Source organism: Vibrio sp. 1641 (genome assembly GCF_033339995.1).
In the GTDB taxonomy this organism is placed as follows: Bacteria; Pseudomonadota; Gammaproteobacteria; order Enterobacterales; family Vibrionaceae; genus Vibrio; species Vibrio alginolyticus.
In genome coordinates this window covers 196902-220671 of the sequence record NZ_JAWOVP010000004.1, presented here as the reverse complement: position 1 = coordinate 220671, position 23770 = coordinate 196902, and the positions used below count along the sequence as shown (strand labels likewise).

The 23770-nt window shown below is 44.8% G+C and carries 23 protein-coding genes; 7 read left to right on the top strand and 16 right to left on the bottom strand.

All coding sequences use genetic code 11. The features are described from left to right. Positions 1-123 precede the first annotated feature (123 nt). Positions 124-2472: a PilZ domain-containing protein gene (locus tag R7Z47_RS11495; protein ID WP_017820431.1), complete on the top strand. Its 2349-nt coding sequence runs from the start codon at positions 124-126 to the stop codon at positions 2470-2472. Between the two features lie 65 nt (positions 2473-2537). On the opposite strand, the gene serB is transcribed toward R7Z47_RS11495, so the two are convergent. Further along, positions 2538-3518, bottom strand: coding sequence for a phosphoserine phosphatase (serB, locus tag R7Z47_RS11490; RefSeq protein ID WP_005386439.1), 981 nt, complete (start codon positions 3516-3518; stop codon positions 2538-2540). Positions 3519-3609: 91 nt separating this feature from the next. Here serB and R7Z47_RS11485 point away from each other — a divergent pair, with 91 nt between their 5' ends. Next, positions 3610-4215, top strand: a complete 606-nt coding sequence (locus R7Z47_RS11485) for a YtjB family periplasmic protein (protein WP_005391677.1) — start codon at positions 3610-3612, stop codon at positions 4213-4215. A 96-nt stretch (positions 4216-4311) separates the two neighbouring features. Here R7Z47_RS11485 and deoD read toward each other — a convergent pair whose 3' ends face one another. The 4 genes from deoD to deoC form a co-directional block, all read right to left on the bottom strand. Continuing rightward, positions 4312-5031, bottom strand: coding sequence for a purine-nucleoside phosphorylase (deoD, locus tag R7Z47_RS11480; protein WP_005380140.1), 720 nt, complete (start codon positions 5029-5031; stop codon positions 4312-4314). Positions 5032-5174: 143 nt separating this feature from the next. Further along, entirely contained in the window at positions 5175-6395 is a 1221-nt protein-coding gene (locus tag R7Z47_RS11475; RefSeq protein WP_017820430.1) for a phosphopentomutase, read from the bottom strand. Positions 6396-6463: 68 nt separating this feature from the next. After that, positions 6464-7792 carry a thymidine phosphorylase gene (gene deoA / locus R7Z47_RS11470; protein WP_062730462.1) on the bottom strand — a complete coding sequence of 443 codons (1329 nt, stop codon included), beginning with the start codon at positions 7790-7792 and terminating at the stop codon, positions 6464-6466. A gap of 97 nt (positions 7793-7889) precedes the next feature. Then, positions 7890-8666 (bottom strand): deoxyribose-phosphate aldolase, encoded by a 777-nt coding sequence (gene deoC / locus R7Z47_RS11465; protein WP_005380133.1) that lies wholly within the window; start codon positions 8664-8666, stop codon positions 7890-7892. A 90-nt stretch (positions 8667-8756) separates the two neighbouring features. Between deoC and R7Z47_RS11460 the strand changes: the two genes are divergently transcribed. Further along, a complete protein-coding gene (locus tag R7Z47_RS11460) occupies positions 8757-8891 on the top strand; it encodes a hypothetical protein (protein WP_005391675.1) in 135 nt (44 codons plus the stop codon). Positions 8892-9249: 358 nt separating this feature from the next. On the opposite strand, the gene R7Z47_RS11455 is transcribed toward R7Z47_RS11460, so the two are convergent. The 6 genes from R7Z47_RS11455 to R7Z47_RS11430 all read right to left on the bottom strand — a co-directional run bounded on the left by R7Z47_RS11455 (position 9250) and on the right by R7Z47_RS11430 (position 14531). Beyond that, positions 9250-10533 carry a NupC/NupG family nucleoside CNT transporter gene (locus tag R7Z47_RS11455; protein ID WP_005380131.1) on the bottom strand — a complete coding sequence of 428 codons (1284 nt, stop codon included), beginning with the start codon at positions 10531-10533 and terminating at the stop codon, positions 9250-9252. Positions 10534-10737: 204 nt separating this feature from the next. Beyond that, on the bottom strand, positions 10738-11511 hold the full coding sequence (locus R7Z47_RS11450; protein WP_062730461.1) for a TatD family hydrolase: 774 nt from the start codon (positions 11509-11511) through the stop codon (positions 10738-10740). Further along, positions 11498-11695, bottom strand: coding sequence for a DUF5363 family protein (locus tag R7Z47_RS11445; RefSeq protein WP_062730460.1), 198 nt, complete (start codon positions 11693-11695; stop codon positions 11498-11500). Before R7Z47_RS11445 ends, R7Z47_RS11450 begins: the two co-directional genes overlap by 14 nt. Positions 11696-11789: 94 nt before the next feature. Beyond that, positions 11790-13379 (bottom strand): peptide chain release factor 3, encoded by a 1590-nt coding sequence (gene prfC / locus R7Z47_RS11440; protein WP_005380123.1) that lies wholly within the window; start codon positions 13377-13379, stop codon positions 11790-11792. Positions 13380-13664: 285 nt separating this feature from the next. Then, the gene (gene rimI / locus R7Z47_RS11435) at positions 13665-14120 is read right to left on the bottom strand and encodes a ribosomal protein S18-alanine N-acetyltransferase (RefSeq protein ID WP_005386430.1); all 456 of its coding nucleotides are present in this window, start codon (positions 14118-14120) and stop codon (positions 13665-13667) included. Between the two features lie 12 nt (positions 14121-14132). Then, positions 14133-14531: a DNA polymerase III subunit psi gene (locus tag R7Z47_RS11430; RefSeq protein WP_005386429.1), complete on the bottom strand. Its 399-nt coding sequence runs from the start codon at positions 14529-14531 to the stop codon at positions 14133-14135. A gap of 159 nt (positions 14532-14690) precedes the next feature. Between R7Z47_RS11430 and R7Z47_RS11425 the strand changes: the two genes are divergently transcribed. Continuing rightward, positions 14691-15137 carry a hypothetical protein gene (locus R7Z47_RS11425; RefSeq protein WP_031781040.1) on the top strand — a complete coding sequence of 149 codons (447 nt, stop codon included), beginning with the start codon at positions 14691-14693 and terminating at the stop codon, positions 15135-15137. Positions 15138-15199: 62 nt separating this feature from the next. On the opposite strand, the gene R7Z47_RS11420 is transcribed toward R7Z47_RS11425, so the two are convergent. Together R7Z47_RS11420 and R7Z47_RS11415 are read right to left on the bottom strand one after the other, a co-directional pair. Further along, the gene (locus tag R7Z47_RS11420) at positions 15200-15703 is read right to left on the bottom strand and encodes a GNAT family N-acetyltransferase (RefSeq protein WP_005380119.1); all 504 of its coding nucleotides are present in this window, start codon (positions 15701-15703) and stop codon (positions 15200-15202) included. Beyond that, complete coding sequence (locus R7Z47_RS11415) at positions 15687-16214, bottom strand: SCP2 domain-containing protein (RefSeq protein WP_005394645.1); 528 nt, start codon at positions 16212-16214, stop codon at positions 15687-15689. Before R7Z47_RS11415 ends, R7Z47_RS11420 begins: the two co-directional genes overlap by 17 nt. Positions 16215-16577: 363 nt before the next feature. Between R7Z47_RS11415 and R7Z47_RS11410 the strand changes: the two genes are divergently transcribed. The 3 genes from R7Z47_RS11410 (at position 16578) to R7Z47_RS11400 (ending at position 20663) form a co-directional block, all read left to right on the top strand. After that, on the top strand, positions 16578-18617 hold the full coding sequence (locus tag R7Z47_RS11410; protein WP_005380112.1) for a bifunctional diguanylate cyclase/phosphodiesterase: 2040 nt from the start codon (positions 16578-16580) through the stop codon (positions 18615-18617). Between the two features lie 133 nt (positions 18618-18750). Then, positions 18751-19764, top strand: coding sequence for a peptidase U32 family protein (locus R7Z47_RS11405; RefSeq protein ID WP_005386427.1), 1014 nt, complete (start codon positions 18751-18753; stop codon positions 19762-19764). A 20-nt stretch (positions 19765-19784) separates the two neighbouring features. Continuing rightward, complete coding sequence (locus R7Z47_RS11400; protein WP_031781039.1) at positions 19785-20663, top strand: U32 family peptidase; 879 nt, start codon at positions 19785-19787, stop codon at positions 20661-20663. Between the two features lie 51 nt (positions 20664-20714). Here R7Z47_RS11400 and R7Z47_RS11395 read toward each other — a convergent pair whose 3' ends face one another. The 3 genes from R7Z47_RS11395 to nlpI form a co-directional block, all read right to left on the bottom strand. Next, positions 20715-22061 (bottom strand): MATE family efflux transporter, encoded by a 1347-nt coding sequence (locus tag R7Z47_RS11395; protein WP_005386425.1) that lies wholly within the window; start codon positions 22059-22061, stop codon positions 20715-20717. A gap of 124 nt (positions 22062-22185) precedes the next feature. Beyond that, complete coding sequence (locus tag R7Z47_RS11390) at positions 22186-22608, bottom strand: MarR family winged helix-turn-helix transcriptional regulator (protein WP_005380103.1); 423 nt, start codon at positions 22606-22608, stop codon at positions 22186-22188. 99 nt (positions 22609-22707) lie between these two features. Beyond that, positions 22708-23628 carry a lipoprotein NlpI gene (gene nlpI / locus R7Z47_RS11385; protein WP_062730456.1) on the bottom strand — a complete coding sequence of 307 codons (921 nt, stop codon included), beginning with the start codon at positions 23626-23628 and terminating at the stop codon, positions 22708-22710. Positions 23629-23770: the final 142 nt, after the last annotated feature.

The window sequence follows — 23770 nt, the reverse complement described above, 5'->3', positions numbered from 1 at the left end:
TTTCTACAAATGTGACTAAGCACAGCCAAGTCAGACCTGAACTGAAATGAACTATTGATATACTTAAGTATTACTTCGCTTAGCCGATACAATTTAAAGTAACGACATACTCTAACAGAAATAATGCAGCAATCTGAAATTCTCTCGCTCGCAGAACGACTCATTCCCGTTTACGGTACGAATGACTTTGACTTTGTCCTTGGCCAACTGACCGAGGAAGAGCCGCCTTCGGCCAAAATTTTGGTTAAAATGGAACTTAACCGCTTAATGGCTCCATGCAAAAAAAGCATTGATTTGCGAGGTCGCGTTCAAGGCGAATGTCGCGAGTATATTTTGGATGGTATTCCACATTGGTTGGATGATGTTGCTTTCAACGCTTACCATAAAAACATCAAAAAGTTTGGCTGCTACACGGAAGGAATGTGGGAAGCATTGGTCAACACGCGAAATAACTTTCGCGTAATGAGCAAGCGCCTTACTCAGCAAAAAACGCAATCGTTAACGGATCCTAAAAGCCCGTTCTTAGCAGAACCCGTTCACCTAGGCTACGATTTAAAGCGCCAAGAAAAACGCTTGAAAGTCCAATCTCAAGTTGAAATTTGCCGTTCTAAAGGACAGCTTCTTCATGGATTAAGCATTGATTTATCTAGCTCTGGCGCAAAGTTCAAAGTCCCTAGCGCATTTAAATATAACCTTGGGGAAATTATTCAGGTCACGTTTACTGAATTTGCCAGCAAATCTAACGTTGCAGGTATAGAGAAACCGCTTGCATACCGCATACTCGCGGTTGATGACTGTTACGAAAATGACTCAGTTCGATACCTCAGAACCATACGCTTAACTGATACCAATGTCGTCACCAGAGTGATAGATGAAGCGCTCAACAGTGCTGTTAAAAGGGCTCGTCACGACAATCAAGACAAGATTATTCGAGCTCGAACTCGCGGTTATGAGCACATCGCACTAAAGCACACCAGCAGCTTGCCTCTATTCTTTGATGGTAGTGACCTAAAATTAGCAATGTTAACGCCAAACAATCAAAAGCTTTGGCAATACTGGCACGATGAGAGAAACCAGCAAATGTTTGGTTCCTTATTCAACGAGCAACGCATCGCGTCACTCATTAAGCCTGGTGTTAAAGGAACAACCAATGTCCTTTATTCATTTACTCACGAGCACGAGAATCGAACCTATTTCTATTCGATGTTTCGCCCAGAAGCAACTCGCGAACAGCGCCAGCTATTTTGGCATTTAGGTGGCAAACGAGAGAGTTGGCGCGCCTTTAGAATTTCAATCTTTGAACTATCAGAGCAAGAACAGGAAGACCTAGCAGCATTCTCTCCAGAGTTGGCAGAAACGTCTCAATCACTGACTCATATTGGTATTTTGCAAGAAATTGCTGACGAAAAGTCAGGGCAGGATTACCTGCTAACTGAAAAGCCGCGCTTACCCGCTAATACATTAAACGCGTTTCGCCATCCGAGAAGAGTTATCGGCAATCCAAAGGGCATTTATTTTGATGCAAAGTCTCGTCGAAAAGAGCCTCGTTATCGTTTTAAAACACCTTTAGAGTTGTACTCAGGACAGACTAAAACAGGCGGCAGTACTGTTGACCTTTCCAAACGAGGACTCGGAATTAGGCTAAGTGAGCCCACGATGTTACGTTCTGGGCAAGAGGTAAGAATCAACTTTCGAGAATTACAACTCTACGATAAAAAATTGCCGTTAATGTCGGTGCCATACCGAGTAATTCGTGTAAGCCCAGACGGTTGTAGCGTGCAGCTAGTTATTGATGAAAGCAGCCAAACCATGAAGGTAATCGCTTTTTTCAACAGCATTATCGAGCACAATCAAGACAAGCTAATCCCGCAAAAAGAGACGCTACCAAGTAATGCTCTACTTGAAAGGCTACACTGCATGTTGCTCTCGCGTACGCTGAGCACGCCCATTTTTATCAGTAAGAGTACGTCATCTTCAATCAAAACCCCCGTTATCGGGGTGAACTTGCCGCTACCTAAACACATTGAGCTTTTTGCCCGTCTTGGGCATGACCAACTGTTGTCACTTGAACCTATCTTTAAAGGCCGGACAAGCACATTAATCGCAGAGCCAATAAAACGTGTAGAAGGTGCTCAAGCCAGACATCAGGATATCTACATAAGCGCCGCAAAAGTAGGCAATAAAATTACAGGCATTGAGTCAAAGCTTCATCAAGAGTTCAACAGCGTAAAAGAGCGGATTCAATTTATAAAGAAAGCGCGAATGATGGGTGACTTTTACGTGCTTCGCCTTTCTACTGCACCAATTTTCGATCCGATGACATCATTACTGCAACAAGATTTAAGTGACTTAACCCAATTTGGTGTACATCAAGCGAGCAAGTTAGAAAAAGAGTTGACGGCGCTCGTTGGTTACAGTGAATTTGAAGACATTACTGAAGAGGTTGTAATTAGATTGGAGTTAACCGAGTAAATTCAAAGTCATACCAAATTGAAAAAAAAAACACCGCCTTTCTGGCGGTGTTTTTGAATGGATGGTTAAGGTTTAGCTTTCCAGCTAACCTTTTGCTGCTTCACCAATGCGCCAGATAAAATACAGAGCACACCGCCCAACCCAGCAAAGCGAATCGCAGATTGCGCTTGAGCTTCCACTTTTGGTTTTGCGTGATACGCAATCCCTAATCCTGCCACCGACATCATCACAAGATCATTAGCGCCATCACCGACAGCAACCGTGTTGTGCTGCTCAATTTCATATTCATCCGCCAGTTCCACTAGAATGTCAGACTTCATCTGCGCCGTTACCACATCACCAAGTACGTTACCCGTGAGTTTGCCGTCAATAATTTCTAATTGATTGGAGCGAGCAAAATCTAAGTCGACTTTATCTTTGATGTAATCAGAGAAGTAAGTAAAACCACCGGAAGCAATCGCTGTTTTCCAGCCCAAGGCTTTCAACGTCGCAATTAGCGCTTCAAAGTCCGGCATGAATGGTAACTGGGAACGAACTTGTTCAAGAATTGATTCATCGGCACCTTTGAGCTTACCAACTCGCTGACGTAAACTTTGCTCAAAATCCAGCTCACCTTGCATGGCACGTTCAGTGACTTCAGCGACCTCATCCCCTACTCCTGCCAGTTTCGCGATTTCATCAATACACTCTATCTGGATCGCCGTTGAATCCATATCAAATACAATCAACCCTTGGGTTGATAGATCGGGCACTTCATTAAGCGAGGCGTAATCTAGGTTGAGACTTTGTAAGATCGTTTCATGTTGAGGAGTCAACTCTCCGGCCATCAGGGCTACTTCATATTGGCCAACTTTCCACGTTTCTAGTATCGGGTTGTAAAAGCCGGTGAAGAAATCAATGTCTTCGAAGTGACTTGGCGAAAGGTACTCAGCAAATACGATCCAGTTTGCTTTTGCTTTATCTAATTGGGAGGCAAATCGAGTCTCGGGTAATCGTTTTAAAAGTGTCGTATGTTTTCTGATAGGCAAGCTTTTTGACGCGTCCATGTATATAATCCCTTATGACTTTGCTAAAACGTTACCTCAACAAACTAAAAAGGCAAGTCTTTGTTTTATTTTAAATGGATGAGTAAAGAGCATGAGTGAATCTTTGTTCTCAGTAAGGAATGCCCTAAGAATTCTGGCACTAATCCTACTGTGTGTGATGTTGTTTATCACAATAAAAAACAGTGTTGTGATCAGTAAGGGTAATGAGAAAATTCAAGCACAACAGCTTGAAACGCTCACCAAAGTTTTGATTTCACAGGCGTCTCTTTCTGCCAGTGAGATGATTTTAACTAAAGATCAAGAACGATTACTTCAGCTAACAAACCAGCTAGCACAAGACCGTTTAGTGTTTGATGCAACAATCTACGATGCACAGGGTGTACGTTTAGCGTCTAGTGAAGAGGCATTATCGGTACGCGAAGTTCTTGGCCTGGATACGCCTTTGGCAACAGCTTCCATTGGTCGCCAGCAGTTGGTTGAACCAGTTTTTGCAGATGGTGCGCTTATCGGTTTTGTTCGCGTGACCTTTGAGACGGGCCGGGTGACGGCTATTTCTGACCACCACTATCGCAAGAGCGATCGTTATATGTACATGATGGTCTTAATGAGCTTTGTCTGTGGTATGTTGTTCATCTTGATTTTACGTCGACAACCGATACGTCGTAAAAAAGCGCCAAACCTGCTGCTAACCAAGTAACTAGGTAGCGCTAATAACTCATATAAAAACAGCCCGCAATGTGCGGGCTGTTTTTTTTAGCTCTTGAGAGCGAAAAATAGAATGACTCTTCGTCGCTTACTCTTCGTCACCAAGCAATACTGAATCTAGTGCGATTAGCATCATGTCGTTGAATGTCGTTTGACGCTCGTCAGATGTAGTCTGTTCGCCAGTCTTGATATGATCAGAAACCGTACAGATTGTCAGAGCTTTTGCACCGTATTCTGCCGCAACACCGTAAATACCAGCCGCTTCCATTTCAACACCAACAATGCCGTACTTGTCCATTACATCGAACATTTCTGGATCTGGCGTGTAGAAAAGCTCTGCTGAGAATAGGTTACCAACTTTAACGTCAATACCGCGAGCTTTTGCAGCGTCTTCTGCCGCACGAACCATGTTGTAGTCTGCGATTGCCGCGAAGTCATGACCTTTAAAGCGGATACGGTTCACTTTAGAGTCAGTACATGCACCCATGCCGATCACAACATCACGCACTTTGATGTCTTCATTCACTGCGCCACAGCTGCCAACACGGATGATTTTCTTCACGCCGAAGTCTTTGATTAGTTCAGTCGCGTAAATCGAGCATGATGGGATACCCATACCGTGGCCCATTACCGAGATCTTACGGCCTTTGTATGTGCCTGTGTAACCAAACATATTACGAACGTCACACACTTGAACGACATCTTCAAGGAAAGTCTCTGCGATGTATTTTGCACGTAGTGGATCGCCAGGCATCAGTACGACGTCTGCAAATGCACCCATTTCAGCATTGATATGTGGAGTTGCCATTTTCTTTTCCTTAACCTTTCTCTAGCGCTCCGCGCTTAAGGCGATATAAGCCAGAGTATTCTCATTTCCGACAAGCAGCATTTACATACTGCAAACATAAAACTAGGAGCAATCAAGCTCCTAGTTTTCAAAAACCTAACTAATTATAGGAAGTTCTTACCGTAATCCATTGGAGAAGTACCGAAGTAACTTGCCAATGTTTGACCGATATCTGCGAATGTTTCGCGGCGGCCAAGAGAACCAGCTGGTACTTTTTGACCATAAACCAATACTGGGATGTGCTCACGAGTATGGTCAGTACCTGGCCATGTTGGGTCACAGCCGTGGTCTGCCGTTAGGATAAGCACATCGTCTTCTTCCATAATCTCTAGCACTTCATTGATGCGACCATCGAAGTACTCAAGTGCCGCTGCGTAACCCGCTACGTCACGACGGTGACCGTAAGCTGAGTCGAAGTCTACAAAGTTAGTGAATACGATCGTGTTGTCGCCCGCTTCTTTGATTTGCTCTAGCGTTGCTTCGAACAATGCAGGGATACCTGTCGCTTTCACTTTCTTAGTGATGCCGCAGTTTGCGTAGATATCAGCAATCTTACCAATAGAAACCACGTTGCCTTGCTTCTCATCAACGAGCTTCTGAAGAACCGTTGCTGATGGTGGCTCTACAGAAAGATCACGACGGTTACCTGTACGCTCAAATTGACCTTTACCAGCACCAACGAATGGGCGCGCGATAACACGACCAATGTTGTAATCTTCTAGCTCTTCACGTGCGATTTGGCAAAGCTCTAGTAGACGGTCTAGACCGAAAGTCTCTTCGTGACATGCGATTTGGAATACAGAGTCAGCAGACGTGTAGAAGATTGGTTTGCCAGTCTTCATGTGCTCTTCACCAAGATCGTCAAGAACTTGAGTACCAGACGCGTGACAGTTACCTAGGAAACCGTCAAGACCTGCACGCTCAAGAATGCGGTCAGTCAATTCTTTCGGGAAGCTGTTTGCTTTGTCAGTGAAGTAACCCCAGTCAAACAGAACAGGAACACCTGCGATTTCCCAGTGACCAGACGGCGTGTCTTTACCTGAAGAAAGCTCTGCTGCATGACCGTATGCACCAATGATTTCAGCGTCTGCGTCTAGTCCAGGTGCGAAGCGACCTGTCGATTCTTTATGCGCCATTGCCAAACCAAGTTTCGATAGATTTGGAAGGCGAAGTGCACCTTGGCGATTGTCGTTATCTGCTAAGCCTTTTTCACATTGGTCAGCGATGTGACCTAGTGTGTCTGAACCTACATCACCAAATTCTTTAGCGTCGGCAGTTGCACCGATACCGAATGAGTCTAGTACTAAAATAAATGCTCTTTTCATTGCTCGTTCCTTAGGCCCACTCGGCTTTTTATTATGGTTGAGTAGGCCTTGTGTAATTACTTGTTCTATTAGATATCTTCTGCACGAATTTGGCGGTAAACCTCTGGAGTTGGTGTGTATTCACCACCTACTTTGATTGCACTGCGCAGTGCTTTTGCCGCTTCTTCCCATTGCTCTTCAGTGCGAGCGTGGATGACCGCAAGAGGTTTATCACTGTCTGCGACCTCACCTAGGCGGATGAACTGGTCGAAACCAACTGCGTAGTCGATTTCATCAGTAGCAACACGACGACCACCACCCATAGCAACCACAGCCATGCCGATAGCACGTGTATCCATTGCAGAGACAATGCCCGTTTCTGTTGCGTAAACTGGCTTGATGATTTCTGCTTTTTCTAGGTAGTTGTCGTAGTTTTCTACGAAGTCCGCGGGGCCGCCTAAGCCGGCAACCATCTTGCCGAAGCACTCAGCCGCTTTGCCGTTATCCAGCACTTCCATCAGTTTTGCGCGTGCGTCTTCTGTGTTCTCAGCAAGCTTGCCAAGTACTAACATTTCAGCACATGAAGCCATGGTCACTTCAAGTAGACGAGGGTTACGGTATTCACCTGTTAAGAAACGAACCGCTTCACGAACTTCTACTGCGTTACCCGCTGAAGACGCCAATACTTGATTCATGTCCGTAAGAATTGCCGTAGTCTTAGTGCCAGCACCGTTTGCTACCGCAACGATTGATTTTGCTAGCTCTTCAGACGCTTCGTAAGTTGGCATAAATGCACCTGAACCCACTTTTACGTCCATCACTAGCGATTCCAGACCCGCCGCCAGTTTCTTAGAAAGGATCGACGCCGTAATCAGGGAGATATTGTCTACCGTTGCGGTAATATCACGAGTCGCGTAAACACGCTTATCCGCAGGAGCAAGGTCACCAGTTTGACCGATGATCGCCACACCAGCGTCTTTGGTTACCTGACCAAAAACATCATTGCTCGGCGTAATGTTGTAACCAGGGATAGATTCAAGTTTATCCAGCGTACCGCCTGTATGACCAAGACCGCGGCCAGAGATCATAGGTACGAAACCGCCACACGCTGCCACCATTGGGCCAAGCATTAAAGAAGTTACGTCACCCACACCACCGGTTGAATGTTTGTCGACAATTGGACCACCGAAGTTCATGTGGCTCCAGTCGATAACCATGCCCGAATCACGCATTGCACACGTTAAGGCGATGCGCTCATCCATGGTCATTTCATTAAAGAAAATCGTCATAGCAAACGCCGCAATCTGACCTTCAGATACCGTGTTGTTCGCTACGCCTTGAATAAAGAAGTTGATTTCGTCGGCGGTTAGGACTTCGCCGTCACGTTTTTTACGAATGATTTCTTGTGGTAAATACATTAGTGCCTCCCAAGCTCTTTTGAGCCATGGTTGTAGTAGGATAGAAGAGGTTTGGTAGCACCCGTTTAGGTGCTACCGTTCAGACGTATTATTGGAATTAGTACGCTGTTGGATCAGCGACGTCGTCCGATACTTCTAATGTATTTAGTAGGTTGGTTAGCAGGCTAGACGCACCAAAACGGTAGTGACGAGCATCAACCCAGTTGTCACCTAGGATTTCGTCAGCCATTGCTAGGTATGCAGCTGCGTCTTCAGCAGTGCGCACACCACCTGCTGGCTTGAAACCAACAGTTTCTGCAACACCCATGTCGCGAATCACTTCAAGCATCATGCGTGCATATTCTGGTGTTGCGTTTACTGGCACTTTACCAGTTGAAGTTTTAATGAAGTCAGCACCTGCTTCAATACAGATTTGAGATGCTTTCTTGATTAGTGCTTCTTCTTTTAGTTCACCCGTTTCGATGATCACTTTAAGAAGAATATCACCACAAGCCTCTTTACATTGCTTAACTAGTTCGAAGCCTACTTTCTCATCACCCGCCATTAGCGCGCGGTAAGGGAAAACTACGTCAACTTCGTCTGCACCGTAAGCAACCGCCGCTTTTGTTTCAGCAACTGCGATTTCAATGTCGTCGTTACCATGTGGGAAGTTCGTTACTGTTGCAATACGAACCTCTGGCGTACCTTGCTCACGAAGTGTCTTCTTAGCAATAGGAATAAAGCGAGGGTAAATACAAATTGCAGCTGTGTTGCCTACTGCTGTTTTCGCGTCATGACATAGTGAGATCACTTTTGCATCAGTGTCATCGTCATTCAACGTAGTTAGGTCCATAAGTTTAAGTGCACGTAGCGCTGCTGCTTTTAAATCGCTCATTTCTATCTCCGATCAATATTCAAAAAATTCACTACTCAGCCTTACATCACGTCTTTAACTATAATCAACAAGTCGAGACAATGTGAGTAAATGGCTAAACAGTCTATTAATGAACGGACTTGGTTCCCTGAAGACTCGGCATATACAGCGAAAATTTATCATATGCCAATTGCTATCCTTGTCACCGCACAGTACCAGTTTGGCCTATGGCACAACAATCTATGATTGCGGTGTCTTTAATATCACATCAAACAATAAAACGCTTGTGAGATTTGATATTGCAGGGCAATTCATTTGCCCATCGAGTATGTAGTATTCACTCTGTGATTAAGTGGTCATCATAACCACGAATTCGTGATTACTACATTATAGAGTTTCACCGCAAAACTGTAGCACCAAATAGAGCGCAAACGGTTTGTATCTCAAAATTTCCCAGCCCCTATTCCACCGACTGCGTAAGCTACTCACGTAGACCTACGTGCGGTTAATTTTTTAGGCCCGAAAAACGAAAAATGCCCCGCAGCAATCTCTTGCTACAGGGCATGATTTAAAACGGCGTCTATATATTAAGAACCGATTCTAATTAAAGTGCTGCAAGGCTTAAGCAGAAGCCTGCAATTGTCGCTGCCATAAGGTTAGACAACGTACCTGCAAGAACTGCTTTAACACCCATGCGAGCGATGTCACTACGACGGTTTGGTGCAAGGCTACCTAGACCACCAAGTAGAATCGCGATAGAAGAAAGGTTCGCGAAACCACATAGTGCGAATGAGATGATAGCTGTTGTCTTCTCAGACATTACTTCACCAGTTGCCGCGATTACTTGAGCGTTTTCACCTAGATATGGTGTGAAGTTCAAGTAAGCAACGAATTCGTTCACTACGATTTTCTGACCGATGAATGAACCAGCTGTTACAGCTTCTGCCCATGGAACACCGATTAGGAATGCTAGTGGAGAGAACGCGTAACCTAGGATTAGCTCTAGTGTTAGTTCTGGCATGCCGAACCAACCACCGATGCCACCTAGCATACCGTTGATTAGCGCGATTAGACCAACGAATGCGATTAGCATTGCACCTACGTTAAGCGCAAGTTGTAGACCAGAAGCCGCACCGCCCGCAGCTGCGTCGATTACGTTAACTGGTTTGTCGTCACCGCCGTCCATCGCTTCTTCGATACTTTCGTGAGGCTGGTCAGTCTCAGGGTGAAGGATTTTAGCGAACAGTAGACCACCAGGTGCTGCCATGAATGATGCCGCAACTAGGTACTCTAGTGGAACACCCATAGATGCGTAACCAGCTAGTACACCACCAGCAACAGAAGCTAGACCACCACACATTACCGCGAATAGCTCTGATTGAGTCATTTTTGGAACGAATGGGCGAACAACTAGAGGTGCCTCAGTTTGACCTACGAAAATGTTAGCAGCAGCTGACATTGATTCCGCACGAGAAGTGCCTAGCGCTTTTTGTAGTGCGCCACCAAGAATCTTGATAACCCATTGCATAACGCCAATGTAGTAAAGAACTGAAATCAGTGCAGAGAAGAAGATCAGTGTAGGAAGAACACGGAATGCGAAGATGAAACCGCCGCCGCCGAATACTTCGAACATCTTGTCAGAAACAAGACCACCGAACAGGAATGATGAACCATCGTTACCGTAGTTGATAACGTTAGAAACACCTGAAGAGAAACCGTTTAGTAGATCACGGCCCCAAGGTACATACAGAACAAATGCACCTAATGCGAATTGGATAGCGAATGCGCCACCCACAGTTCTAAAGTTGATAGCTTTTCGGTTGTTAGAAAATGCCACTGCAATCGCAAGAAGCACTACCATACCGATTAGGCTCATAAACAGGCTCATAGTTTATGACTTCCTTATAAGTTATTTATTGGCGTGTTACAAAATGGAGCTATAAAGCGGGGGCAATTATACTCATGCAGAATCAATTAAAGTAATGCCAGCCTCACACTTTCCTATAAGATTCATGATTGATTCAACCAGCTTTGTGAGTTAATTCACAATAAGCAGGAAAACGTTTTCGATTTCAAACCACATCTTTAGATTTTATTCACATATCGAGAAAGCAAAATTGCTATTTTTCCACAGTTGAGAGGCAATCGATTGCTTTCGGCCGTTATGCAACTCTACGAGCTCATTAAAGACGTGAATGAGTTTGGCTGGGTGATTTGACTCCCCTTGATATCCAAGTATAGGCATATCTGGTGCGTCTGTTTCGATTACTAGGTTTTCGAGTGGTAATTTTTGAATTGCGTCGCGTGTTTTCTTGGCTCTTGGGTAGGTAATCGTTCCTCCTACACCGATAAAAAAACCTAATTTGACCCACTCCATGGCTTGCTGATAACTCCCAGAAAAAGCGTGTAGCACACCACCTCTAGGGAGATTCGCCGATTTCACCATTTGAATGAGGCGATTGTGCGCTTTTCGGCTATGTAAAATAACTGGGAGTTCGAAGCGTCTAGCCAGCTCAAATTGAACTTCAAGTATCTTTTCTTGCAACTGTGGATAAACATCAATGGCAAAATCTAAACCACACTCTCCTATTGCTACGCACTGTGGTCCTTTTTGATTTAGATAGCCTTCTAGCTCTGTAAGGTGCTGCTCAACGTTATCTTCAAGAAAATACGGATGAAAGCCGAGCGCATAATACAAATTGGCATGTTGCTCTGCCAAAGTTTGAATACGAGCCCAGTTTTGCGGACCGACGGAAGGAATCAAAATTCTTGCGACGCCTTGCGTTTGAGCAAGCTCAAGTTGATGCGCAAAGTCATCTTGAAACACATCAAAATCAAAGTGGCAGTGCGTATCAAAGAGCTTCATCTTGACGCTTTTGATCTGTATCTGCGGGCAGAAAATCAGAGGATGGTTGGGCTTCACTCTTCTCTTCAGTTTGATGGGCAGGGTCTTTTCGATATGGGACACAACTGCGTTTCTGATCGGGAGTTAACCCCATCTCTTTACACCAGTTGTCGTAACGCTTTAGCCCACGTTTAAACCAATTCATATCTTATCCTTATATAAAAACGCCCTTGGCTAAGTTTATAGCCAAGGGCGTTTTAAAATCTAGTTTGCGCTAAGGCTTACCCTAACCGCGCAAATTAGTGCTCGCGCGTCGCACGGAAATCAACGTCAGGGAAACGCTCTTTCGCTAAGTTTAAGTTAACCATTGTTGGAGCGATATACGTTAGGTTATCACCACCATCCAATGCTAAGTTCGCTTGATTCTTGCGTTGGAACTCATCCAGTTTCTTCGCATCACCACACTCAACCCAACGCGCAGTTGCAACGTTAATGCCTTCATAAATCGCTTCAACGTTATACTCAGACTTCAAACGAGCCACAACAACATCAAACTGAAGTACACCAACGGCACCAACGATCAGATCGTTGTTCTGTAGAGGACGGAATACCTGTACCGCACCTTCTTCTGATAGCTGAACCAAACCTTTGAGAAGCTGCTTCTGCTTTAGTGGATCTTTCAGGCGAATACGACGGAATAGTTCCGGAGCGAAGTTCGGAATACCAGAGAACTTCAGTGATTCACCTTGCGTAAAGGTATCACCAATCTGAATAGTGCCGTGGTTGTGTAGACCAATGATGTCTCCGGCGTAAGCGTGTTCTGCACGTGCACGGTCACCAGCCATAAAGGTTACTGCATCAGAGATACTCACTTGCTTGCCAAGACGAACGTGGTTCATCTTCATACCTTGCGTGTAAGTACCCGATACAATACGCATGAATGCGATACGGTCGCGGTGTTTTGGGTCCATATTCGCTTGGATCTTAAATACGAAACCAGAGAACTTCTCTTCAGTCGCTTCAACTTCACGTTCAACCGCTTGACGAGTTTTCGGCGCTGGAGCCCATTCAGTTAGACCGTCTAGCATATGATCCACACCAAAGTTACCTAATGCAGTACCGAAGTAAACTGGCGTCAGGTCACCGGTTAGGAACATTTCCAAATCAAACTCAGGGCAAGCACCCATAACAAGCTCAAGCTCTTCTCGAACACTTTCCGCAAGGCCTGCACCAACTTTTTCATCAAGCTCTGGGTTATCGAGACCTTTGATGATTCGAACTTCTTGAATCTCATGACCGTGACCTGATTCGTATAAAATCGTTTCATCACGGTGAATGTGGTACACACCTTTAAATTCTTTACCACAGCCGATTGGCCATGTAATTGGCGCACACATCATGCCCAACTCGTTTTCTACCTCGTCCAATACTTCCATTGGATCACGAACGTCACGGTCAAGTTTGTTCATGAAGGTTACGATTGGCGTGTCACGCAGACGCGTTACTTCCATCAGCTTACGTGTACGATCCTCGACACCTTTCGCCGCATCGATAACCATCAAACACGAGTCTACTGCCGTTAACGTACGGTATGTATCTTCCGAGAAGTCTTCGTGTCCAGGCGTATCAAGTAGGTTTACCAGACAGTCATTGTAAGGGAACTGCATTACAGAAGTGGTTACCGAGATACCACGTTCTTTTTCCATTTCCATCCAGTCTGATTTTGCGTGCTGTGCGTTACCACGACCTTTAACCGTACCTGCTTTTTGGATCGCGTTTCCGAATAAAAGGACTTTTTCAGTAATGGTGGTTTTACCCGCATCCGGGTGAGAAATAATAGCGAACGTTCTGCGCTTAGACACTTCGCCTAAAAAAAGGGGATTTGACATTAGTTAATCTTCTAAATTACTTTCATGCTCACAAAATAGGCAAGCATATCTACTATTCGATATTGTGCGGTATTCTCGCTTATTATCGCTGTGCTAGCAAACTGGAAAGACATGAACTGAATTTACTCGGCTCACCAGCCTTTACCTGCAACTAACAAGGGAAAGCCAGCTCCACACAAAGAGATGTAAAAATTCAAAAAATTATTATTACATATTCAAAAGCCTCGAATCCGGATACGCATTTAAAGCATAAGTGTTGATGAGGTAATTAGTAACGGCCTAAAACTAACTCAAAAATAAGTAACTCATGATAATGGCGTCTTCCTTACCATTTCCCGATTTAGCTGGGTAATAGTTGTAACGACGGTCCACTTCATTAAAACCTGCTTGCTCATAAATATGGATAGCTGGGTGATTACTTTCACGCACTTCTAACCAAGCACTCTCTGCTTTGGCTTGTTCACAGTGTTCAATAAACGCGTCCAGCAATTTTTGCCCTAGCCCTCTGCCCTGTTGAGAAGGCGCTACTGCAATATTTAATAGTGTCACTTCTCCAACAATATTCTGTCCATAGAAGTAACCAACCACTTGAGAGCCTTCCAGCATCACATGATGGCAAGCACCGCGACTGGATAAGTCACGAACCAAAGATTCGGCCCAAGGGTGAGAATGTGCTTGCTGCTCGATTTGCCAAACTTGGTCGAGGTGCTCTGCACGCATCGGCGTAATTTCAATTGTCACGCATTAGCTCCGTTAAGAGTACGAACAGATTTGTTGCCACAATGCGCGGCGCTGTTCGTTATTACCATCAATATCTTGTAATAGTGGCGAGGTCAGGTGCTTTGCCTTGATGCTTTGATCAGCCTCACAGCCTGCAAACCACACCCACTCTAGCTGATGTTCACCCAGCATGGATAAGCGCTCAGGCTCTAGGTGTAGCGCATCATCAAGCGTGAGCTTAATGCTTTTTAATACGCGCTCAAACATCAATGCCGTCTCGTTTTCTGGACATATTGGCGATACCAATAGGAGTTTACATGAACTTTGCAAATCCAATAATGGCGATTGATAGCCTTCCAGTCTTTCAGGGTGCACCAGCTCCCATGTGCTGATCCCCATTTCACGTAAATACTGTTTCTCGTTAATTGACATTTTCCGTCACCTATTTGAACGAGGGCAATCCTATCAAATTATCGCGATTATACCTAAAGGACTTCAAGGAGCACCTGAACACAATGAGATGATTTGGATATTCCTGAACATAGCGTTTTGCCAACAGCCACACATTGGGTATGACATATGAGGTACATTATGAAATTCTTAAATACGCTACTACTTTGCACACTGGTAGCCGCCACCAGCATGAGTGTTTTTGCTAATAACAGCGATGAGTGGGAGCTGATTGCAACGAAAACCGTTAACTTTCATACAGAAACAGATACCGTGACACCAAATAGCCTATTCCGAAACCGAAGCTTCAGTAAAATAAAACTAAAATGTGTGCAAGGAACGGTAGACATTAATGGTTTAAAAGTCGTCATGACAGATGGTAGTGAGAAAAAACTTTCCTCTATGGGCGTACTAACAAGCGGATTGTCGACTCGTGCCTGGAGCCTTCCAGGTACAAAAGAAGCCAAGCTAAAACAGATTGAAATGACTTACAGTAGCTGGGGAAGCACAAAACTCAGCCTGCTAGGGGTAAGTAAAAAAGCGAAAATAGAGGTCTGGGGCAAAAAGAAAAGTAACCAGTCATCCTAACCTCCCTATCTCAGTTTTCAGTGAATAAGAAAGAAGCCCACTTAGTCGTGGGCTTCTTTCATTTACAGTTCAGAGAACTCTGGCGCATAGTCTATGCGTCCGGAGCGTCCAGCACATTGACCTTCGACCAACTCTGCGACTCGAAATGCACCTTTAGGGACATCCCAAGCACATTCAAAGCCCATCTCGTCGCATGATTGAAAACCCTGGCGCGCGTAATAATCAGGATCGCCCAACACCACACACACTGGGTAGCCAAAATCACGCAGTGAATCAAAACCTTCTTTGATCAACTCTGCAGCGATGCCTTGGCGACGGTAATCTTCATGAACAGCTAATGGCGCTAGCCCTTGCCATGACAAATCTTCACCATTTAAGGTCACAGGGCTAAATAAAGCATGGCCTATCACCTCTCCCTCATCTGTACACGCGACTAAGGAAAGCGTGAATTTGCTGTTTTCGCGCAAACGCATCACAAGCTCAGCTTCAGCTTCCGTCGGGAAGGCGTGTTTCAATAAGCGGTCAATGGTAAGAATGTCCGCTGGGGCTTCAGTTCGAATAAGCATTCGCTACTCCGGTTGGTTGTGCAGGCGCTTGAACTCCTTTCTGAACAAAATCAGCCAATTGATTCAAAGCGACTTGCATTGCTTTCGGTAACTGCTCTAAGTCGACACTGTCCATTAAGTTTTTCACTTCTAAGCCAAGCTCAGTATCACCTTCAATTGAAAGGCGACGTTGGAAGAACAGTGTGTCAGGGTCTTCTTTACGACCAGCAATCAGTACTAGGTCGTTTAGATTACCACTAAAACTCACATCTTCCTGAACTGGTTTTTCAGCTACCACCAATTTTTCGTCTTGATAGCTGATGTACCATGCTAAGTTCAAGTCTTTAATCGCAACTTTTAACCACTTGTCTTCAAGGAACTCAAAGTCACCATCTTCCAAGGCTTCTTTAAAGACCATTTTTAGCCCTTCCAGCAACGCTTTTTGCTGAATTGGCTGTGGTAATAACTGGACTGGAGAACGCAAAATATTAGCTGCGTTCTTTACTAGTTGACTGCGAATCTTGTTTAACACGTTCATTATCCGTTACTTTGTCATTAGGTTGCTTATATTAAGCAATCGTGGCGATGAGATTACTGTTATGTATCAATAAAGTGCCTATTTTAGATTGGTGGTTTATTGCTCACTAACGCTTCTTTTTTTGAACTTACGTGTATTATTGATGCGAACAGGTGGATAAACACTTTTACAACCGTATTTTCAAAGTTATAGTTATCTGAGCGTATCCATGTGATTGTCGACTGCACAGCTAAAACCGCGAGCCCTTTAATGGCAAGTAACACTTTGGCTTGGTGGTAGATCGCCGCAGGCTTATCAGGGTGTCGCTTTTTATACACGGACGAATAATCTGGCTCATTGGAGATCGGTAATACCCTAATGCCTTCCCAGCAATTAAAACATTGGTTTGCCACGCTAACCTCAAATAGCCCTTTCTTCTTTGCCATTCTTGATAAAAAACACAATTATCGAATGGTAAGTGACCGTTACTGCGATATCGCAGGTTTAAGTCATGAGGAAATCGTCGGCTTAAACGATTGCCAAGTGCTGGGTGAACAGTTTTATAAGAAGCTTGCACCATACTATCAGCGCGCGTTCAAAGGGGCACATGTCGAAGCCGAAATCACGCTCGATGAAACCGACCTTGAAACCAGTCTTCACTTTAGTCTTTCGCCAGTTTTTGAAGGTAACGACATTCGCTTTGTTGTTTTTCACGCTGTCGATACTTCAGAAAAGCAGATACTCGTTCGCTCCTTAGAAGAGTCCGAAAGTAAGTTTGCGAAGTTAACACAACTGCTACCAGACGGCTTACTGCTTATCGAAGATGATATTGTCATCTCTGCGAACCCCGCATCAGCGCGCCTTCTCGGACTTAACTCTCCTCATGAATTGTTGGGCGAAGAGCTAAGTCGTTTATTCATCGATGAAAACAGTAAAAAGGTATTTAGTCATCGATTGAGTACATTAATTTCTGACAAACCTTTTGTCTGCTTAACCAGCGCAAGATGCGGCTTTGAACGGAAAGTTCAGCTACACGCGGATTCCACGGCGATATTAGGTAGCGAATCTCAAATTATCCTAATCCAAGATGCTGATGATGCGCCCAAAAACCTGTCTTCTGCATCGAATGAAGACATACACATTGACTCGCTCACCAAACTCTACAACCGCTTTGGCTTCACCAAACGTTTGGAACAGCTGATCAAAAAGCAAACACCGCTTCTGGTGTTCTATTTGGATATCGATAACTTCAAAAACATTAATGACTCACTTGGTCACCATATTGGCGATAAAGTGATTCAAGAGGTATCGGCCCGTCTTAAACGGTTACTACCAAACCAAGCGATTATTGGTCATTTGGGTGGCGATGAGTTTGGCGTCATTCTGCCGGAGCCAGAAAATACCCGCATGGCTGAAATTTTGTCCGATCGCATTATCTCGTTGATCAACCAACCTTTCGACTTGCACCACTTCAGTAAACGCCTTGCCTGTTCAATTGGTAGCGTTCGATACCCTGAAGACGGACAAGATGCGCGAATCCTACTCCAAAATGCCGATACTGCGATGTATGAAGCCAAAGATCGTGGTAGAAATCGTCTGATCAAATTTAACGATCAAATGAACAAAGAAGCGCGTATGCGTTTGTGGCTCGAAATCGAACTGCAAAAAGCATTGCAGCAGAACGGTTTGGAAGTGTGGTATCAACCTAAGGTTAACGCGCGAGACTTCAGTATCAACGGCGCAGAAGCGCTCGTTCGTTGGAAGCATCCAGTCGAAGGGTACATTAGTCCTGGCTCATTCATTCCTGTCGCCGAGCGCGCTGGGTTAATCGAACACCTTGGACGTGTCGTGATGCGTGATGTTTTCAATACGGTAAAACGTTGGAAGCAACAAGGCATACTGCCAGGCCGTGTCGCCATCAACCTCTCTCCCGAGCAATTTGGCAACCCACAGCTGATCGACTTTATGGAAAAGCTGCTTCGCACTACCGAGCTTGATCCAAGCTGCATTACCTTCGAGCTAACCGAAAGTGCCGTGATGAGTGATAGCGAACATACACTGCAAATGTTGAATGCGATTAAAAAGCTTGGCTTCGCTCTCTCTATCGATGACTTTGGTACCGGCTACTCTTCTCTTTCCTACTTAGCGCGTTTCCCTATTGACGAGCTAAAAATCGACCGCGCTTTTATTAATGATATCGACACACTACCGAAACAAGTCACTGTGATTGAAAACATCATTAATCTGGGTAAGTCGCTCGACTTAACTGTCGTTGCCGAGGGGGTGGAAACCCACCAGCAAGCTACTTTGCTCTCTAACCTTCAATGTAATGCGATTCAAGGATTCCATTTTTATCGCCCGCAGCCAAAACATGAAATTGAAGAGCTGTTTGTACAGAATCGTCGTCACAAGAACTAACCCCGACCCGATCCCCTTACTCGCAAGGGGTAAATATCGACTTTATTGAGCTAAACCTAACTTAGGTCAATTTCGCTATTCATAATTCTTCATAAAATGCGGACACCTTTTTATTCTCAATGATTGTGAGCATATGGAACTCTTGTGTCCCGCGGGTAACCTGCCTGCGTTAAAAACTGCGATTGATTGCGGTGCCGATGCCGTCTACATTGGTTTCAAAGATGATACCAACGCCCGTCACTTTGCTGGCCTCAACTTTAACGGCAAGAAATTAGAAAAAGCGGTGCAATACGTTCATGACCGCAATAAAAAAATTCATGTCGCGTTGAATACCTTCGCTCATCCCAATGGCTTCGAGCGCTGGACGAACGCAGTAGACAATGCAGCGGCACTGGGTGTAGACGCGCTGATTGTTGCAGACATTGCAGTGCTGGAGTACGCGGCTCGCAAATATCCCGATCTGGAACTACACCTTTCAGTGCAAGCATCAGCGACCAACGTCGCAGCCATTGATTTTTACAAACAAAACTTCAACGTAAAACGGGTAGTATTACCTCGCGTTTTATCGATTCATCAGGTCAAACAGCTTTCACGCAACATCACTAGCGATGTCGAGTTAGAAGTCTTTGCTTTTGGTAGCCTTTGCATCATGTCTGAAGGTCGCTGCTACCTATCGTCATATATGACAGGCGAGTCTCCAAACACTGTGGGAGCATGCTCTCCAGCTAAGTACGTTCGCTGGCAAGAAACAGAAAATGGTCTGGAATCCCGCCTTAACGACATTTTGATCGATCGCTACAGCGCCGGTGAAAATGCGGGCTACCCTACCTTGTGTAAAGGTCGTTTCGAAGCTGAAATCGAAGGCGAGAAAAAACGCTACCACGCACTGGAAGAACCAACCAGTTTGAACACCCTCTCTATGCTACCAGAACTATTTGCTGCAAATGTGGCGTCTGTAAAAATTGAAGGTCGCCAACGTAGCCCTGCTTACGTAGAACAAGTCACTCGAACATGGCGAGCCGCTATTGACCGTTACCAAGCAAACCCAGAAGCTTACCAAGTCGAAGCGGCTTGGGATGCCGCATTGGCAAACGTGTCTGAAGGTACGCAGACCACACTTGGTGCTTATCACCGCAAATGGCAGTAGAGGTTAAGATGGATAATTCAATGAAATACGCGCTTGGCCCGCTGTTGTACTTCTGGCCAAAACAAGACATCGAAGCGTTTTATGAACAAGCGAAATCAAGCTCCGCGGACATCATCTATCTTGGGGAAACCGTATGTTCAAAACGTCGAGAAATGAAGCCTTCGCATTGGCTTGAAATCGCAAAAGAGCTGTCCGCATCTGGCAAGCAAGTGGTGCTATCAACAATGGCACTACTGGAAGCTCCGAGTGAAGTAAACATAATGAGGAAGTACATCGACAACGGTGACTTCGCGATTGAAGCAAATGACGTATCTGCTGTTCAATTGGCATCAGAGCATAAAGTGCCTTTCGTCGTTGGCCCTGCAATCAATACTTATAACGCACACACGCTCAACTTATTTTTGAAGCAAGGTATGATGCGTTGGTGCATGCCTGTCGAGCTCTCTCGCGAATGGTTAAACGATACTTTGGTTCAGTGTGACGAGCTTGGTATTCGTAACAAGTTTGAAGTTGAGGTATTTAGCCACGGTTATTTGCCTTTAGCGTATTCCGCTCGCTGTTTCACAGCCCGAGCTGAAAACCGAGCGAAAGACGATTGCGAAACCTGCTGTATCAAATACCCTACGGGTATCCAGGTCAGCAGCCAAGAAGGACAAGAAGTCTTTAACCTTAACGGCATTCAGACACAATCAGGGTATTGCTACAACCTCATCAATGACTTACCAAGTATGAAAGGACTGGTTGATGTGATCCGATTAAGCCCTCTTGGTATCGATACTTTTTCAGAGTTAGAGCGTTTTCGCTCAAACGAATACGGCGATAATCCTGAAAAGCTCGAAAGCCGCCAATGCAATGGCTATTGGCATCAACTAGCGGGCTTAGAAGTAAAAAACATTTAATCCTTAAAGAAAAAAGCGAGGTCTACCCTCGCTTTTATCTGTTAGCTTTTGTTAGCAGGCTTGCACCCTTGGTTCGACAGAACTCTCATTAAGCAGCTTTTTCACATCTCGCCACAACATACTGATCACGACCAAACTCAATGCAATGTTAGACAATGGGAAAGCTAACCAAATGCCTGTCACGCCGAAAAGCTTCGGCATAATGAATAAGAATGGCAACTGGACCAGCATGTTGCCTAGTGTTACAAACATGGCTTTGCTGCCTTTGTTTACTGATTGATAGTACGCGGCCGCCACAACTAAAAAACCATCTAAGAACAACGCAAACATGTGTAAACGAATCCCGATCACCGTGCTATCAATCAACTGTTGGTCTGCATTATTAAACACCGCAACCAGTTCGTACGGGAAAAGGTTCATCAAAACAACGAACGCCACCCCGCCAAGCACAGATGTCCCCATCGCGACCTTTAATAACTTTCTAATGTTATCCTGATTACGTGCACCGTGGTTGAAGCTCACTAAAGGCTGCATACCATTCGCAATTCCTTCGGCTATCAGATAGTAAACCGTCACGATGTACCCCAAAATCGCGTACGCTCCGATCAACATTGCACTTCCGTATTGAGCAAATAACGCGTTGTGCAGTGCCACCATCACAGAGCCGTAGGCGTACATAAAGAAACTTGATGTACCTATCATGATAATCTTTGGTGCAGCATCAACCTGAACTTTGAAGTCGCTGATACGAAGGCGTAATGTTGCTTTTGAAGTAAAGAAGTAACCAATACCGAGCACAGTGACCACTAATTGTGCAAGTGCAGTGGCAATAGCGGCTCCGGTTAACTCCCACTCCAACCAAGCAATAAATACGTAGTCTAATGCAATGTTAATAACGGCACCGATGACCATCAAAATCGTTGCTAAGTTCGGGCTGTCGTCATTGCGTAACAGAAACGGAACCGCGATAGAACCCAACGTGAATACGCACGCGACAATCAGAATATGCAAATATTGCAGCGCAAGTTCAAACACTCGCCCTTCCGCACCTTGCCAGCGAATAAATTCATCCGAAAACAAGAACAATATTGTAGCAACGACCGGCATCAATGCCGCTAACAACGTCAATCCGGTCGTTAGGATTCGCTTAGCGCCTTCATGATCGTTCTCTCCTTGCTTGATCGAAGTCAGCGCGCCAGTCCCCACCCCAATCATCATTCCTATACCTAGGATCGAGCCGATAATAGGCCACGCAACATTGATCCCAGCTAATCCGTCAGCGCCAACATAACGGCCAATAAAAATGCCATCAACTATTTGATACAAACCGTTCACGAGCATTGCTGCGACGGTTGGAATCGTATATTTCCAAAACTGTCTATAAATTGAGTTTTGCATGACTGTCACCAGTAGTTAGCAAAGCTAACCATTTAATTAGCAAGACTAACTAAATGGTTAAATTAAATAAAAGAAAAATGAAACACCAAAGGCTAATGCGTACAGCGGAGGCCTTTGGTTTAGTTTAAAATGACTTATTACTCAATGCTTTATTCAGTAAAGCTTGTAACTGCTCAGCTTCTTGCTGATTTAATTGTTGCATCATTTGGTCAGAGATATCTTTGTACACTACCTGCTCCAAAGACATTTTTTCTGCGACTTCTTCCGTAAGCAACACACGCTTAGCACGAGCATCCTCATTACATGCGATGCGTTTCACCAAACCCTTTTTTTCCAAACGCACAACCATTGTCGATGCGGAAGGCTTAGTCACTTGCAGCTCTTCTGCAAGATCGGTTATTCGCACACCCTCAGGGTAAACCTGAATCACACGTAAATAATCGAACTCATTAAAGCTTAGATGTGATAATGGATCTTCTTTGGCATAGACACGCCAAGCTTTGGCGCAAAAACGCTCTAAATCAATCAAGCTTTCTTCTAATGCCATAAAAGCCACCACCACTTAGTTAGCAAGACTAACTATTTTAAATGAGTCACTCATCAAGTTCAATCATAAAAAAAGCCGCTCTCATCGAGCGGCTCTAAATCATTCAATTTCCAGCTTCTTGGCAGCCTTTAACTTGGCCAATCTATCTTGCTGTAATTGATCGTAAATTTGCGCCAGCTCCAAGAAAGAATAGCGATGCTCAACATAATCGTAAACGTTGAACGAAATCGCGAGCTTATAAAGTGAGATGGCACTTGCGATATCACCTTCAAGCTGATTACGCTTTCCAAGGTAGAAATACGTTTCCGTCAATCGTTCAGCTAGGCGATAGTTCTCTCTCGTTCCATCCATAATTGCTTTAAGCGCGTCTTCGTCCGAGACGTCTCGTAGCATGATGGCAACAAGAACCCATCCCCACTCTTCACTACGATCTCGTAAATAACGCTGTTGAAGATTGGCTTTTGCTTGCTCTGGATTTTGCTCAGCTTCGATGATGTACAGCCATAATGAACGAAAAGGATCCGTAGGCATTTCTTGATAATGCTTGGTCATATCTTCTAAAGCGAGATCGATTCGGCCACCATAATACAGTGCAATCGCACGGTTGCGCTCAGCATAGGTATTATCAGGAGCCAACTCTATGGTCGAGTCAAACGCTTCATATGCCGCATCAAACTCTCCTACTTGGGTAAAGTATACTCCCAAAAGATTGAAGATGTCCGGCTGAGCAGGATTCAACTGCAAAGACTGGTTAAAGTCCAAACGGGCAAGATCACGCAAACCAACGCTGTCGTAGTAGCTACCGCGCTCATAATGCATTTTAGCGCGCACTTCATCACTAAGGTCGGGACGTTGTAGCAACTGCGATAGACGCGCGATTTGTACTTCTTGTTGAACACTAGGCTGAAGTGGCACCGCCATCGGTGGATATAACCACTTTTGTGCTGATTGTTGAGAAGTATTTGCACAACCGGCCAGCGCGATAGCAACACATAAAATTGCGGTTTGAAACCATTTCACTAATTGATACTCCTGTTTGGACCGCTCAAGATTTGTTTCTCTTAATGCAATATAGGCGATAACCTCGTTTGAGGTTAATACATCGAAACAAACCAAAAAAGGGGAGCGAAAATGCTCCCCTTTTATAACATGCTTTCAGGCC